The 14,905-nt window shown below is 60.3% G+C and carries 13 protein-coding genes; 6 read left to right on the plus strand and 7 right to left on the minus strand.

Going from position 1 to position 14,905, the window contains the following annotated elements:
* Positions 1-126: 126 nt before the first annotated feature.
* The 4 genes from phaR to B5M06_RS00355 all read right to left on the minus strand — a co-directional run bounded on the left by phaR (position 127) and on the right by B5M06_RS00355 (position 4,217).
* The gene (gene phaR, locus B5M06_RS00340) at positions 127-639 is read right to left on the minus strand and encodes a polyhydroxyalkanoate synthesis repressor PhaR (protein ID WP_054065540.1); all 513 of its coding nucleotides are present in this window, start codon (positions 637-639) and stop codon (positions 127-129) included.
* Between the two features lie 24 nt (positions 640-663).
* A complete protein-coding gene (locus tag B5M06_RS00345) occupies positions 664-1,707 on the minus strand; it encodes an IS481 family transposase (RefSeq protein WP_240183968.1) in 1,044 nt (347 codons plus the stop codon).
* Between the two features lie 354 nt (positions 1,708-2,061).
* Entirely contained in the window at positions 2,062-3,549 is a 1,488-nt protein-coding gene (locus B5M06_RS00350) for an ATP-binding protein (RefSeq protein ID WP_054066273.1), read from the minus strand.
* The gene (locus B5M06_RS00355) at positions 3,546-4,217 is read right to left on the minus strand and encodes a winged helix-turn-helix domain-containing protein (RefSeq protein ID WP_054066282.1); all 672 of its coding nucleotides are present in this window, start codon (positions 4,215-4,217) and stop codon (positions 3,546-3,548) included. The genes B5M06_RS00350 and B5M06_RS00355 overlap by 4 nt, the downstream gene beginning before the upstream one ends.
* Positions 4,218-4,336: 119 nt before the next feature.
* On the opposite strand from B5M06_RS00355, the gene B5M06_RS00360 reads away from it, so the two are divergent.
* Both B5M06_RS00360 and B5M06_RS00365 read left to right on the plus strand, forming a co-directional pair.
* Positions 4,337-6,097, plus strand: a complete 1,761-nt coding sequence (locus B5M06_RS00360; protein ID WP_054066272.1) for a phosphoethanolamine transferase — start codon at positions 4,337-4,339, stop codon at positions 6,095-6,097.
* Between the two features lie 3 nt (positions 6,098-6,100).
* Positions 6,101-6,529: a diacylglycerol kinase gene (locus B5M06_RS00365; protein WP_240183970.1), complete on the plus strand. Its 429-nt coding sequence runs from the start codon at positions 6,101-6,103 to the stop codon at positions 6,527-6,529.
* Between the two features lie 106 nt (positions 6,530-6,635).
* Here the strand turns inward: B5M06_RS00365 and B5M06_RS00370 are convergent, their stop codons facing one another.
* From B5M06_RS00370 to B5M06_RS00380, 3 genes are all read right to left on the minus strand, one after another.
* Positions 6,636-8,378 carry an acetyl/propionyl/methylcrotonyl-CoA carboxylase subunit alpha gene (locus B5M06_RS00370; RefSeq protein WP_054066280.1) on the minus strand — a complete coding sequence of 581 codons (1,743 nt, stop codon included), beginning with the start codon at positions 8,376-8,378 and terminating at the stop codon, positions 6,636-6,638.
* Between the two features lie 112 nt (positions 8,379-8,490).
* Positions 8,491-10,125, minus strand: a complete 1,635-nt coding sequence (locus B5M06_RS00375) for a 5-oxoprolinase subunit B/C family protein (RefSeq protein WP_054066271.1) — start codon at positions 10,123-10,125, stop codon at positions 8,491-8,493.
* 10 nt (positions 10,126-10,135) lie between these two features.
* A complete protein-coding gene (locus B5M06_RS00380; RefSeq protein ID WP_054066279.1) occupies positions 10,136-10,894 on the minus strand; it encodes a LamB/YcsF family protein in 759 nt (252 codons plus the stop codon).
* A gap of 74 nt (positions 10,895-10,968) precedes the next feature.
* On the opposite strand from B5M06_RS00380, the gene B5M06_RS00385 reads away from it, so the two are divergent.
* From B5M06_RS00385 to B5M06_RS00400, 4 genes are all read left to right on the plus strand, one after another.
* Complete coding sequence (locus B5M06_RS00385) at positions 10,969-11,640, plus strand: GntR family transcriptional regulator (protein WP_054066270.1); 672 nt, start codon at positions 10,969-10,971, stop codon at positions 11,638-11,640.
* 268 nt (positions 11,641-11,908) lie between these two features.
* The gene (locus B5M06_RS00390) at positions 11,909-12,892 is read left to right on the plus strand and encodes a TRAP transporter substrate-binding protein (RefSeq protein ID WP_054066269.1); all 984 of its coding nucleotides are present in this window, start codon (positions 11,909-11,911) and stop codon (positions 12,890-12,892) included.
* 75 nt (positions 12,893-12,967) lie between these two features.
* On the plus strand, positions 12,968-13,474 hold the full coding sequence (locus tag B5M06_RS00395) for a TRAP transporter small permease (protein ID WP_054066268.1): 507 nt from the start codon (positions 12,968-12,970) through the stop codon (positions 13,472-13,474).
* Entirely contained in the window at positions 13,467-14,762 is a 1,296-nt protein-coding gene (locus B5M06_RS00400) for a TRAP transporter large permease (RefSeq protein WP_054066278.1), read from the plus strand. The genes B5M06_RS00395 and B5M06_RS00400 overlap by 8 nt, the downstream gene beginning before the upstream one ends.
* The last annotated feature ends 143 nt before the right edge of the window (positions 14,763-14,905 follow it).

Raw genomic sequence — 14,905 nt, forward strand, 5'->3', positions numbered from 1 at the left:
ATCAAAGGGCGATTTTAGCCAGCCCCATGTTTTCATGCCTGCACCAGAGCCCATAGCCCGGTACGCAGCGTTTGCAGCGCATAAAAAACGGGCCTTGCGGCCCGTGGCTGGTGCTGGCCCCCGCCTTCAGCGCTTGAGGCCAAACATGCTCATCATCTGTTCGGTCTGCTTTTGCATCTGCTCCTGCATTTTCTGCATCTGCTCGGCGTAGTTCGCGTTCATCAGCGGGTTGGACATCTGCACCATCTTGGCCCAGGCATCTACGCCCCCGGCCTGGTCCGCCATCTTGTTCTGGAAGTCCGTGAACATCTGCACGTTCTTCTCGATAAAGCTGCCCATGTGGCCCTGCATGGTGTGGCCGTAAAAGCGAATGATGTTGGCCAGCATGGCTTCGGTGAACATGGGGGCGCCACCGGCCTCTTCTTCCAAGATGATTTGCAGGAAGATCGACCGCGTGAGGTCTTCACCCGTCTTTGCATCCTTGACCACGATATTTTCATGCTGCATCACCAGCTGCTTGACCTCGGCCAGTGTGATGTAGGTCGAAGTGGCAGTGTCATACAAGCGGCGGTTGGGGTATTTTTTGATGACGCGCTGCTGGCTGGTCGAAGAGGACGAAGTGTTTTCTTGTGCGGTCATCGGGCAATCTCGTAGCAGTTTCAGTCAATAAACAAAAGGCGTGTGCAGGTTTGCATTGTAGGAAAGGGCTTGCTTGCTGCAGCGCAGCACTAACCCTAGCCGATATTTGTCAGGTCCCGGATGATTGCGCACGTTCTTGACGAATAAATCAGGTGCTTTCATCTTCCATTTTTTGAGTGCTTGAGCTGGGGCTTCGTGCCCCAGTGCCTTTTGCGGCAAGTGGTGGTTATACAGCCAGACAAACCTGTGCAGCGTCTTTTCCAAATCCTCTGCGCTGTTGAAGTGGTGCGAGCGCAGTACTGGACTCAGGCGGCCATTGAAGCGCTCGACCATGCCGTTGGTTTTTGGCGTCCTGGGCTTGGTGAGCCGGTGTTCTATCCCCAGTGCTTGGCATAGCTGGTCGAATTCGTGCTCGCCTGTGGGCTGGCGAGTGCGACTGCCAAACAAGCGGTCTGTGAACTCTTTGCCGTTGTCGGTGAGGATGGTGTGAATCCTAAATGCTGCAGCTTTGCGGACGGCGGCCAAGAAGGCTTTGGCGGACGCTGCCGTCTTGTGTTGCTTGATATCAATGAACACCCAGCGTGTGGCCCGATCAATGGCAACAAAGACATAGCGGCGCTTGTCCTCATCTTGCATCTGGGGCAGGTACTTCACATCTACATGCACATAGCCAGGCTCATACGCCTTGAAGGGTTTGTGCTCGCTCTCAGGCTTGGGCTGTACGGGCAATCTGGAGTAGCCTCGTCTGCGCAGCAAGCGATCCAGCGCAGAACGGCTCATGGCCGGCTCAATGAACTCTCGCACCACCGCCAACAAGTCATCCAGAGGTAGCCACAGCTGGCTGCGCAGATAAATAACCAGCTCTTGCTGCCCTGCATTGAGCGTAGTTTGCAGGCGGTGGGCCGTGTGGCTGGCGTCATGCACCGTGCTTGTGCTGCGCCACTTACGCACGGTCCCTATGCCAATGCCGTATTGCTGTGCTAACTCTCGATCTGTACCAGTGGCTTGCTGCAATGCCAGGCGGGTGGCAGGTGTGGTCGTGCCGTTCTTATGAAGACTGATCAGCATGGCAACGCCTTGGCACGGGCTTGCCATGTTGCCGGAACTTCTCGAAGTACCTCTCGGCCATGCAGCAACGGACGCTTGTTTTTAATTAGCCAATCGTCCGGGACCCGACAGATATTCAAACTTTCACAAAAAAGAGCATATAGCGTTTACCCAACAAGCATTTCAGCACTATTTGATGCTTATTCACCATGGGCGGGCAGATTTTTTTCGGCACCGCCATTGCAGGTAATGCCGTTCTCTTAAGCGGAAAAAGCCACATTCTTGGCTCATTGAGAGTTCAATAATGAGGCTTTTTTTGTAGCTTGAGCGCCTAACTTGGTGATCTCAACACCTCCGTGACAGAGGTGAAGTTCCTTAAGTGAAAGGCATTACGCCATTGCAGGGCTTCTCTTCCTCCGCATCGTTGCTGGCAGCGCTGAAGTACAACCCCACTTCCAACCCATGCGCAGCATGCGGTGGTGGTGAAGCAAAAACCAGCTGCGCCCCATGGGTGTCGGCAATGGTTTTCACAATCGACATGCCCAGCCCGTAGCCGATGTGCTGGCGATCCATGCGCGCGTGCCGCCGCTGGATCAGCTGGATCTGCGCAGCTGTCAGCCCTGCGCCACTGTCACGCACCAACAAAGCAGCACCCGGTGCAGGCAGCACTTGCACCTCCACCATTCCGTCACTGTGGCGCAAGGCGTTTTCAATCAGGTTGCGCAGCACAATGGCCAAACCGTCAAGATCACCCCACACCCACACGGCCTCATGCGCATCGGGGGTGAGGCAGTCCAGGCGCTTGTGGGCGTAGGTCTGCTGCCAGAACTCCTGCGCCACCTGCTCGGCCAGTTGCACCAAATTCACGCGCGCAAAATGCGCCACATCACGGCCTTCGGCGCGTGACAGTTGCAGCAAACGCTCAGCCCGGTGACTCATTACCTCCAGGGCATGCAACACAGCCTTCACCTCATTCAATGGCACAGCCTCCACCTCGGCACCGGGTGCTGGATGGGTATCACTGCCACGGTGCTGCTGCGCCTGATCAATCGCCGTCTGCAAACGCAGGCGCACTTCAGCCAAAGGGGTACGCAGCTCATGCGCGGCATTGGCTGCCAGTGAACGCTCTACATTCAATGCCTCTCCCAGCCGCTCCAGCAACTGGTTCACCCCTTCGCCCACCACCCGCAGCTCCAGCGGCATGCCATCCACCGACAGCGGCTGCAGGTTGCTGCCACTGCGCGCCGTAATCTGCCGCTGCAGTTGCCCCACGTAACGCAGCTCCCGCCGCGCCACGGTGGCCACCATCCACGCCATCACAGGCAACATGATCAGCAGCACAACCGCCAACCCCACCACGGTGCGGCGACTGGCTTCGCGCCGCTCTTCCACCGGGTCAGCCAGTTGCAGCCACACATGGTATTGCGCGTCATACAAGCTGAACACGCGGAAGTCCTCGGTGTCGTAAAAGCCTTCTTCCAAGGGCACTGCAAAGGGCGATGCTGGCGTGGCCTTGGTACGCAGCAACACCTTGCCGTCGCTGTTGCGCAGCTGTAAAAGCAAGGGTTCCGAGTGGTCTGAGCCCGGCAACTCTCCCATCACACGCGGATCACCACCCGCCGCCACCTGCAAAGCAGTTTCCAGGTTGTTTTGCGGGTTGGTCAGCTGCAGCTCCAGCAACGCGGGGTACAGCTGCCGGTGTGCACTCTCGATCAGCTCGACGTCAAAGTTGTCCTGAATCTGGCTGTCCACATACCAGCCCACCAAGGCAATGCTGAGCAGCCACACCGCCAACACGGCCGCCGTCAGCGTGCGGCTGAGCCGCTGCACCAGACTTTGCTGGGCTCCGGTACGCGGATTCATGCGATCACCAGGCGGTAGCCTGTTCCACGCACGGTTTCGATCAAGGCGCTGCCCAACTTACGCCGCAAGCGGCTGATGAACACCTCCAGCGTATTGCTGTCGCTGCTGTCGTCCCACTGGTACAGCGCTTCTTGCAAGCGCTCGCGCGTAAAAATCTGTCCGGGGCGGCTGGCCAGCACGCGCAGCAGTGCCCACTCTTTGGGGGTCAGTACCACGGGCACCATGCCTTTGCGCACCGACTCACGCGCCAAATCAATGGTGATGCCCCCACTCTGAAACACCGAGCTGGTCTGCGCGCCCCGACGGCGCTCCACTGCCCGCAAGCGGGCCAGCAGCTCTTCCGGGTCATACGGTTTGACCAGATAGTCGTCCGCGCCGGCATCCAGCCCCCGAATACGGTCGCTGACCTGGTCGCGGGCGGTCACCACAATCACGGTGGGATGTGCCTCCGCATTCACAGCAGCAGCATTCAAGACGGGCAGCAGGCTCAGGCCCTCGCCATCAGGCAGATTCAAATCCAGTAACACAGCGGCGTAGTGCATGGTGGCGACAAAAGCGCGTGCCTGCTGCAAGTTCTCCGCCCAGTCCACGCTGAACTGCTTGCTCTTGAGATAGTCCAGCACCGCCTGCCCCAAAGATAAATCATCTTCTACCAAAAGAATGCGCACGTTGCCCTCCACCGAATGAAGCGCACAGTGTAGAACCGTCTCACCCAGCACCCCAAGCTGAACAGAAGCTGAACAAACCCTTCAGAGGATATTCAGACGCGCTTTCTACAGTGCGCTCCATGTCTGAATCGCACACCCTTCCTCCCGTGGCCACCGGCGCACAGCCGCAGGCGCGCCGTTTTCCATTTTTCGCACCCCGCGCGATGGCGCCACGCTGGGTGGCTTTGCTGCTCGCGCTGTGGTGTACGTTGGGGCTGAATCAGGCCTGGTGGCGCAAGTTGGCCGATCTGGCGCATGAACAATCGCTCAGCACCGCCCAGACTCTGCTGACTGCGCTGGTGCTGACTGCTGCCACCTACTTGTGGCTCATGCTGCTGTCGTGGCCCAAGCTGCGCCGCGTGGGCTGGAGCCTGACACTGATCGTGGCGGCCTCGGTGCAGTACTTCATGCTCAACTACGGCATCGTCATGGACAGCAGCATGGTGCGCAACACGCTGCAAACCAATACCAGTGAAGGCATGGCGCTGGTCTCCAGCGGCCTGCTGCTGCACGTGGCCCTGTATGCTGGAGTGCCCATCACGGCGCTCTACACAGCCATCCGACTCAAACCTACGGCTTGGAAGCATGACCTGTGGCGCTCGGCACTTGTCGTGCTCGCCAGCGTAGGCGTGGTGCTGGGTGGTGGCCTGCTGCTCTACAAGCCCATGGCCCCCCTGGTGCGCAACAACACCGATATTCGCTACCTGATCAACCCGCTGGCCAGCGTAGTCTCATTCAGCAGCGTGACGCTCAAGCCCCTGTTCAAGCGCCAGTTGGCCTTCAAAACCATCAGCGAAGATGCAGCCCTGGGTGACAGCTACCACGGAGGCCATCTGCAGCCCACCTCTACCGCAGGCAAGAACCCCAAGCCCCCTCTGCTGGTGCTGATCGTGGGAGAGACCTCGCGCGCCGACCACTTTGGCCTGAACGGCTATCCCCGCAACACATCGCCCGAACTGGAAGCACGCCATGTCATCAGCTGGCGCAACGTCTGGTCGTGCGGCACCAACACCCTGGCCTCGGTGCCCTGCATGTTCTCGCACCTGGGCAAGACCGATTTTGAATCGCGCAAGTTTGAATATGAGAACCTGCTGGACGTGGTCCATGCTGCGGGTCTGAATGTGGACTGGCTGGATAACCAAGCAGGCTGCAAAGACGTGTGCAACCGCGTCTCCCATGCCCAGGCAGACCAAGTGGCCAGCAAAGAGGCTGTCAAACGCTGGTGCAAGGACAACGAGTGCCTGGACCAGTTGATGGTGGAGCTGCTCAATGACCGCCTGCACACCGTGAACGCACAAGGCAACGGCAAGGGCACCGTGCTGGTACTGCACCAGATGGGCAGCCATGGCCCTGCTTACTATCGCCGCTCGTCACAGCCCAACAAGCGCTTTCAGCCCGAGTGCACCACCCACGTGACTTCCGACTGCAGCCGCAGCCAGTTGGTCAACGTGTATGACAACAGCATTGTGGAAACCGACCAGTTCATTGCACGCACCATTGATTGGCTCAAGACCCAAGAAGACCTGTACGAAACTGGCCTGATCTACCTGGCCGACCATGGCGAATCGCTGGGTGAAAACGGCCTGTACCTGCACGGATTCCCCTATGCGATTGCACCCGATGCCCAAAAGCATGTGCCTTGGGTACTGTGGCCCGGCTCGCTGATGGCGCGCACCCATGTGGATGAAGCCTGTGTACGCAAAGGTGCTGACCAAAAGCTCAGCCACGACAACTTCTATCACACCGTCATGGGGCTGCTAGACATTCACAGCAGCAGCTACCAAAGCGGACTGGACGTGCTGGAGAGCTGCCGCACCTCCACCGGACAAAAAGTGAGTTGATGCATGAAATCCATGACGCCTGCCGAGCAAGTCGCAATAGACCGCGTAACCCTTGATGAGGTCAGTCCCCAAAAACGCCGCACAGGCCTGTCACGCGTGTGGCATGCGCTGGGCTACTCCCTGCAAGGCTTGCATGCAGCCTGGTATGAAAAAGCATTCCGCCAAGAAGCTTTGCTGGCCGCTGTGCTGCTGCCCAGTGCAGTGTGGCTGGGCCAGAGCTGGCTGGAAGTACTGGCGCTGATCGCCACCGTAGTGCTGGTGCTGGTGGTGGAGTTGCTGAACTCCGCCGTAGAAGCCACCGTCGATCGTGTGGGGGTGGAGTGGCATGCACTATCAAAGAAAGCCAAAGATCTGGGCAGTGCCGCGGTGCTGCTGTCTTTGCTGCTGTGCGCCGGTGCGTGGATGGCGGCACTGGTGCACCGCCTGACCTGATCGCACGGCACCACCCCTTGATTGCCACCACACCCCGGCACGGCCATGCGCCTGCCGGGGTGTAGCCATTTCGAGGCACATCATGGCAAGGGCAAGCCCACCGCCATTACCCGGTGGTGATGCGTGCCACCACCTGCCCAGCCTGCAGCAAAGCACCGGCTGTTGCGACCTGCTGCAAAGTACCGCTGGCCGTTGCCGTAATGGCGGTCTCCATCTTCATGGCCTCCATCAGCGCCAATACGGCCCCCTCGGCCACCTGCGCACCATCGTCTACCTTCCAAGCCACGAGGCTACCTGCCATGGGTGCGGCCACCTCGCCGGGCTGCAAAGCCCCTGCAGAAGCGAGCTGCCCAGCCACAGGTGCGGCAACACCGCCAGCGGCCGACAGACCTGGCAGCAACAGAGCTGGCAAGCCCAGACGCACGCGCTTGCCGTCAATCTCCATATAGCAGCGTTGCAAAGGCGTCTCAGCCACGGCATCAGGGCGCGGAGCGGGCAGCCAGTGCTGCTGCATCTCCGTTTCTATCCAGCGCGTGTGTACGCCAAAGCCTTGCTCAGCCGTAAAGGCGGGGTCTTGCACCACGGCCCGGTGAAACGGCAGCACAGAGGCCACGCCCTCGATCTGAAACTCCGCCAGTGCCCGGCGTGCGCGCTGCAAAGCCTGCTCGCGCGTGGCACCACTCACAATGAGTTTGGCCATCAGTGAATCAAAACTGCCGGGGATGACGCTGCCAGCGGCCACGCCACTGTCCAGCCGCACACCGGGGCCGCTGGGGGCAGCAAAGTGCTCGATGCGCCCGGGCGTGGGCAGGTAGCCGCGCCCCGGGTCTTCGGCATTGATGCGGAACTCAATGCTGTGCCCGCGCGGCACAGGCGTTTCGGTCAAAGACAGCGGCAGGCCATCGGCAATGCGCAGCTGCTCCACCACCAGATCCACACCCGTGGTTTCCTCCGTCACGGGGTGCTCCACCTGCAGCCGGGTATTGACTTCCAGAAAGGAAATCTGCCCCGTGCGGCTGAGCAAAAACTCCACCGTGCCCGCGCTCACATAGCCTGCGGCAGCACAGATAGCCTGGGCCGCACGGTGGATGCTGGTGCGCTGCGCATCGGTCAGGAAAGGGGCAGGCGCTTCTTCGACCAGCTTCTGGTTGCGGCGTTGCAGCGAACAGTCGCGCGTGCCCAGCACCACCACCTGCCCATGCTGGTCGGCCAGCACCTGGGCTTCGATATGACGCGGGCGGTCGAGAAACTGCTCAACAAAGCACTCCCCTCTGCCAAAAGCTGCTGTGGCCTCGCGCACGGCAGAGTCATACAGCTCGGCCACTTCCTCCATCTTCCAGGCCACTTTCAGGCCACGACCACCGCCGCCAAACGCGGCCTTGATGGCAATGGGCAGGCCATGCGCTCTGGCAAAGGCCATGACTTCTTCGGCGCTTTGCACAGGCTCTGCCGTGCCAGCCACCAGCGGCGCGCCCACCTGCCGTGCAATCTTGCGTGCCGCCACCTTGTCGCCCAGCGCCTCTATGGTTTCAGGCCGCGGGCCAATCCAGGTCAGCCCCGTCTGCATCACGGCGCGTGCAAACTCCGCCCGCTCAGACAGAAAGCCGTAGCCAGGATGTACGGCATCGGCCCCGCTGCGCCGGGCAATGTCCAGCAGCTTGGCGATGTCCAGATAGGTATCAGCCGGGCGCACGCCGTGCAGCGCCCAGGCTTCATCGGCCGCGCGTACATGCAGGGCATCGGCATCAGGGTCTGCATAGACCGCGACCGAGGCCACACCATAGTCACGGCAGGCACGGGCGACACGTACTGCGATTTCTCCCCGGTTAGCAATCAACACTTTGCGGATCATGTGCGCTCCTTATCCTGGGAAGGAAGTGCCAGTGAAGGGCGCGCGTCATCGCAGGCTGCTGCGCAGCCATTGCGATGAACACCCCGATGAGCAATCAACACTTTGCGAATCATTCCAAATCCTTTCTTTCAGCGGCTGCCAGGCAGCTTTCCACCACCCGAAAGCGAATGCGGCAGCCCACGGGAATCTGCGCGGCCAGTGGCAGGTGATAGCTGGCGACGGCCGCGATCACGGGGTAGCCTCCCGTCAGCGGGTGGTCTGCCAGAAACAAGACGGGCTGGCCATTGACTGGCACTTGGATGGCTCCAGTGACCGTGCCTTCGCTGGGCAATTCCTGGTGCTGTGCACGCTCCAGCGCCTGTGCACCCTGCAGGCGAATGCCGACACGGTTGCTCTGCGGTGTGACGCTCCATTCCTGCGCCAGAAAGGTCTGCACTGCAGCAGGCGTAAACCAGTCCGTGCGCGGGCCCAGTACGACATCGAGCGTGACCAGCTCTCCCGCACGTGGCAGTGCAGGCTGCGCTAAGCCGCCCAGCTCTACCGCACACAATTGATTCGCAGGGATGGCATGGCCCACAGCGATATGCTGCCCGACCTGCAATGCAGGCGGCCCCACCTGGGCCAGCGTATCTGTGGCGCAGCTGCCCAGCACCGGCTCGACCTGCCAACCACCGCGCACCGCCACATAGCAGCGCATACCGGCAGCAGGTGCATGCAGCTGCAGGCGATCGCCATCATTGAGCGCGATGGGTGCATGGCTGCTGACCGGCCAGCTCGCGCCCTGTGCGCTGTGCACGGTCACATCTACCTGCGCCCCCGTCACCGCCAGCGTGGTCGCGCCGTGGCTGCGCAGCTGCAGCTGACCCATGAGGTTTTCCAGCACGGGCGCATCCACCGGATTGCCCACCAGCCGGTTGGCCGCGTGCATGGCGGGCAGATCCAGTGCACCAGACGCAGAGATGCCCAAGCCCGACAGGCCCTGCCGCCCCGCATCCTGCATGAGCGTCTGCAGACCTATAGAAACAATTTCTATAGCTGGCAGCGCTTGCTGTATCTGCGCTAGAGGCTGTTTTTGTTCATATTTTTTGGCCACAGGCAAAGACACTGTGACCGGGCTGCGCGCCGCATCGACAAACTGCACGCGAAAGCCGGGCTGGATGTAAGCAGGCTCGGCACGCTGCAAGTCCCACATGGGAACATCGGTCACACCAATCAGCTGCCAGCCGCCGGGGCTGGCACTGGGGTAGACCGCACTGAAGCTGCCGCCCAGCGCCACAGCGCCTGCAGGCACCCGTGTGCGCGGCGACTTGCGGCGTGGCACCTGCAGATTGGCTCCGCCCGACAGATAGACAAAACCCGGTGCAAAACCGGCAAAGGCTGCGTCATAAGGCTGGGCGGTGTGGCACTCAATGAGCTGCGCCACCGTCATTCCCAGCAGCTCGGCCACTTCGGGCAAATCCTCGCCGGTGTAGTGCACGGGTATTTCCACCAGCCGCCCCTGCCCCGTTACAGCCAGCTGTTCGCGCTGCAATGCTTGCTCGGCCAATAGCTGCAGCTGCGTGCGCAGCTCAGCTGCCGACATGGTGTACGGGTCAAATTGCACCAGCAGCGTCCGCGCTGCAGGCACCAGGTCCTCCATACACGGCAGCTGCTGCGCGGCCACATGGCGATAGACCGACATGGTCTGCTGCAGATCCTGCAGTTCAAGCAGCAGGGCACGGTCGCTGGCTGGCAGAAAACGCATGCGCCGCCCCTTATGCCATACTCACAAAGGGCTGCAGCGCCACACCAGCCTGCTGCAGGCGCGCACGGATGCGGCGCGCCATGTCCACCGCCCCGGGGCTGTCGCCATGCACACAGATGGAGTCTGCCTGCAGCTGAATGCGCTTGCCGGTGATGGAGGCAAGCTCGCCCGTCTCCACCAGCTGCAGCATGCGCTCGGCAATCTGATCCGGGTCATGCAGCACAGCCCCAGGCAGACGGCGTGAGACCAGCGAACCATCGTCGTTATAGGCCCGGTCTGCAAAAGCCTCTGCCACCACGCGCAGACCACGTTCACGCGCCCACTGAATCAGGGGCGCACCGGCCAGTGCCAGCAAGGTGAGCGAAGGGTCAATGGCCTGAATCGCCGTAATCACGTCACCCGCCTGCCGCGCATCGTGGGCAATGGTGTTGTAGAGCGCGCCATGCGGCTTCACATAGCGCACCTGCGTGCCCGCCGCCCGTGCCAGCCCCTGCAGCGCACCAATCTGGTAGATCACATCACCGACCATTTCGGCACTGCTGGGGTCCATATTGCGGCGGCCAAAGCCCACCAGATCTGGATAGGCCACATGCGCACCTACAGCCACATTTCTGGCCGCCGCGTGCTTGAGGGTCTGCAAAATGCCGGCGGGATCTCCGGCATGAAAACCGCAGGCCACGTTGGCACTGGTCACGATGTCCAGCATGGCGGCATCGTCGCCCATGCGCCACGCGCCAAAGCTTTCACCCAGATCGCTGTTGATGTCCATCTTGTATCCTTTCCGTCCATCAGCTTCCACTGATTGTTCAACAATCAAAAAGCAAGTTTCTTACCAGCTCACCTATGCCATCCCGCCACTTCACCACCCGAACCACTGCCACCAGCCTGACAGACACCGTGGCCAACACTGTGCGCCAGATGCTCATCCAGGGTGAGCTGCGGGCCGGTCAGCGCCTGTCTGAGGCCGCGCTGAGCCAGCAGCTGGACATCTCCCGCAACACCTTGCGAGAGGTGTTTCGCATCCTCATCAAGGAAGGGCTGCTGCATCACGAGCCCAACCGTGGTGTGTCCGTGGTGGTTCCATCCATTGCCGACATCATTGACATCTACCGCGTGCGCCGCCTCATCGAATGCCAGTCCCTGGAAAAAGCCTGGCCGCTGCACCCCGCCCACAAGCGCATGCGCGATGCCGTAGCCAGTGCCCAGCAGGCCCGCGATGCCAAGGACTGGCGCAGCGTGGGCTCAGCCAACATGGCCTTCCATGCCGCCATCGTGGGGCTCAGCGACAGTGAACGCCTGTCCGCCATGTTCGAAGACCTGGCCGCTGAACTGCGCCTGGCCTTTGGCATGCTGGACGACCCGGAATATCTGCATGCCCCGTACGTCGATCTGAACGCACGGCTGCTGCAAATGTTCATGGAAGGCCAGACTGCCGCCGCAGCGCGTGAACTGGAAACCTATCTGGTGCAGTCCGAACGCATGGTGCTGGCGGTCTATGCCCGCCAGATGAGCTGAGCCAGCACAGTGCATTCCATGCACCAGAAGCTGGCAAAAACCGAACAATGCACCAAATCTGGTTGAACAATCTTTCAACTCCAAACCAACAACATAAAACTACATCACCCACAAATAGTTCATATCGTTGAAATCCCTGATGACTGGCTTTCAAAGAGGGTGCTACTTTTGGCACGCGATTTGCCTGAGTGTTGAGAACCCGTGGTGGACTGCCATTGCGCCCAGCGTTGCGTCCGACCACCTTCATCCACCCCGAAAGGAGTCATCCATGAAGCGTCGAATCTTTATCGCAACCACTGCGCTGGCTGCCAGCGTGGGCTTTGCAGGCACTGCAGCAGCCCAGACCAAGTGGGATTTCGCAACCGCCTACCCAGCCCATAACTTTCACTCCAAGAACAATGAACAGTTCGTCAAGGATGTGGAAGCAGCCACACAGGGCAAGCTCAAGATCACCCCGCACTTTGGTGCCTCGCTGTTCAAGATGCCCGAGATCAAGCGTGCCGTGCAGACTGGCAATGCGCAGATGGGCGAATTCTTTCTGGTGAGCTTCCAGAACGAAGCCCCGATCTTTGGTGCCGATGGCCTGCCTTTCCTGGTCGGCAGCTATGACGATGCCTACAAGCTCTATCAGGCCCAGAAGCCTGCGCTGCAGCAGCTGCTGGACAAGCAGGGGCAAGTCCTGCTGTATTCCGTGGCCTGGCCTCCGCAAGGCATCTACACCAAAAAGCCTGTGAACTCGGCCGCAGACCTCAAAGGCATGAAGTGGCGCGTGTACTCCCCCACCACCGCACGCATTGGTGAACTGGTCGGCGCCCAGCCTGTGACCATTCAGGAAGCCGAGCTGTCTCAGGCTCTGGCCACTGGCGTCATCGAAGGGCTGATCACGTCCAGCGCCACAGGTGCTGACAACAAGCTGTTTGAAAACCTCAAGCACTACTACAACGTGCAGGCCTGGATTCCGAAAAATGCTGTCACCGTCGGCAAAAAGGCTTTCAATGCACTGAGCAAAGAAGAGCAGGAAGCCGTGCTCAAGGCAGCTACCGAAGCCGAGGAGCGCGGCTGGAAAGCCTCGCGCGAAGTGGATGCCAAGTCCATTGAAACCCTCAAGGCTGGCGGCATGATCGTGGAGGAAGGATCTCCTGAGCTCAAGGCCGATCTGGTCAAGGTCGGTGAAGTGGTCATCAAGGAATGGCTGGAAAAGGCTGGCAAAGACGGCCAGGCCATTTTGGACACCTACAAAACCGGCAAGTAATGAAGGCAGCCATGTGACGCGTGCACTGCTGCGTCACATGGCATAGCCCCCACAGGCTATGGAAGGATGGTTTTGATGCGCAGATTCCTTGACGGTCTGTATGCGGCCAGCGCCTGGCTGGCAGGTATTTCCATGGTTGGCGTGCTGCTGATGGTGCTGTTGACCATTCTGAGCCGCGCCTTCGGTTTTTCTGCACCCGGCACCGATGCCTATGCAGGCTATGCCATGGCCGGGGCGGGCTTTATGGCCCTGGCCAGCACGCTCAAGGCTGGCGAGCACATTCGCGTCACCCTGTTTCTGGGCATGCTCAAGGGCAAAGCTCTGAAGTCACTCGAAGTCACCGCCCTGTTGATTGCCACCATGCTTGCTGGTTTTCTGGCCTTTTATGCCTGCCGCCTGGTGTGGCAATCCTGGGAGATTGATGACATCTCCATCGGCATTGATGCCACCCCTTTGTGGATTCCCCAGATGCTCATGGCCGTAGGCACCGTGATTTTCTTTATCGCCTTCTGCGACGAGCTGGTGCTGGAAGTCACCGGCCAGCGTAAGCCTCGCAGCCTGGAGGATGCCCACCATGAATGAAATTTTCGCCAGTGTAGCCCTGGTCGTAGTGCTGCTGGTGCTGCTCAGCGGTGGTGTCTGGGTCGGTCTGACTTTGGCAGGCGTAGCCTGGTTTGGCATGGAGTTCTTCACGTCCCGTGCGGCAGGTGATGCCATGGCAATGACCATCTGGGGCTCTGTCAGCAGCTGGACGCTCACGGCTTTGCCCCTGTTCATCTGGATGGGCGAGATTCTTTACCGCACCAACCTGTCAGAGAGCATGTTCCGGGGGCTGGCGCCCTGGGTCAACGCTCTGCCCGGCCGACTGCTGCACACCAATGTGATTGGCTGCACCATTTTTGCCTCGGTCTCAGGCTCGTCGGCCGCCACCTGCGCCACCGTAGGCAAGATCAATATTCCAGAGCTGAAAAAGCGCGGCTACACCGAGGCGCAGATCATTGGTTCACTGGGCGGCCCTGCCACGCTGGGGCTGCTGATTCCGCCATCCATCATCCTGATCGTCTATGGCGTATCTGCCGAGCTGTCGATTTCCAAGCTGTTCATGGCTGGTGTACTGCCAGGCCTGCTGCTGGCTGCCTTGTTTGGCGGCTGGATCATGGTCTGGGCCTTGCTCAACCCCGACAAAGTGCCCAAGGCCGATGCCAGCACCAGCCTGCGCCAGAAGCTGTATGAAGCCCGCCATCTGATCCCCGTAGTGCTGCTCATTGGCAGTGTCATTCTGAGCATTTATACCGGCTTTGCCACGGCCACCGAAGCGGCTGCGATTGGTGTGGTTGGTGCGCTGGTGGTATCTGCCTCGCAAAAGGCGCTGACCTGGGACAGCTTCAAGGCCTCGCTGTTTGGCGCTACGCGCCTGTACTGCATGATCGCCCTGATTCTGGCGGGCGCTGCCTTTATGACCCTGTCCATGGGCTACATTGGCCTGCCACGCCAGCTGGCGGAATATGTGGGCAGCCTGAACCTGTCACCTGCCATGCTCATCGTGGTGCTGGGCCTGTTCTACATTCTCATTGGCTGCTTCCTCGATGGCATCTCCACCATTGTGCTGACCATGAGCGTGGTGCTGCCCATCATTCAGGCCGCAGGCATTGACCCCCTGTGGTTTGGCATCTTCCTCGTGATTACCGTGGAAACCGCCCAGATCACCCCACCCGTGGGCTTTAACCTGTTTGTGCTGCAAAGCATGACGGGCAAGCAGATCACCTACATCGCCAAGGTCTGCGCTCCCTACTTTTTGCTCATGCTGCTAGCGCTGGTCATGCTGTGGTACTTCCCGCAAATCGTCACAGCCCTGCCATCCAAGATGTGAGCCGGACCAACTCACCTGCGTGCCGCTTTCGGCCGCAGGTGACCCGCTCGAGCATCCTCCTGCACTGCCCCAAAGCGCACGGCGTCTTACACCAGATCGCGGCAGTTGCTGCGGTAGTTGCGGGCAGATTCAGCTATCGTGGC

Origin of the sequence: Comamonas kerstersii (assembly GCF_002056725.1) — a bacterium.
GTDB classification, from domain to species: Bacteria; Pseudomonadota; Gammaproteobacteria; order Burkholderiales; family Burkholderiaceae_C; genus Comamonas; species Comamonas kerstersii.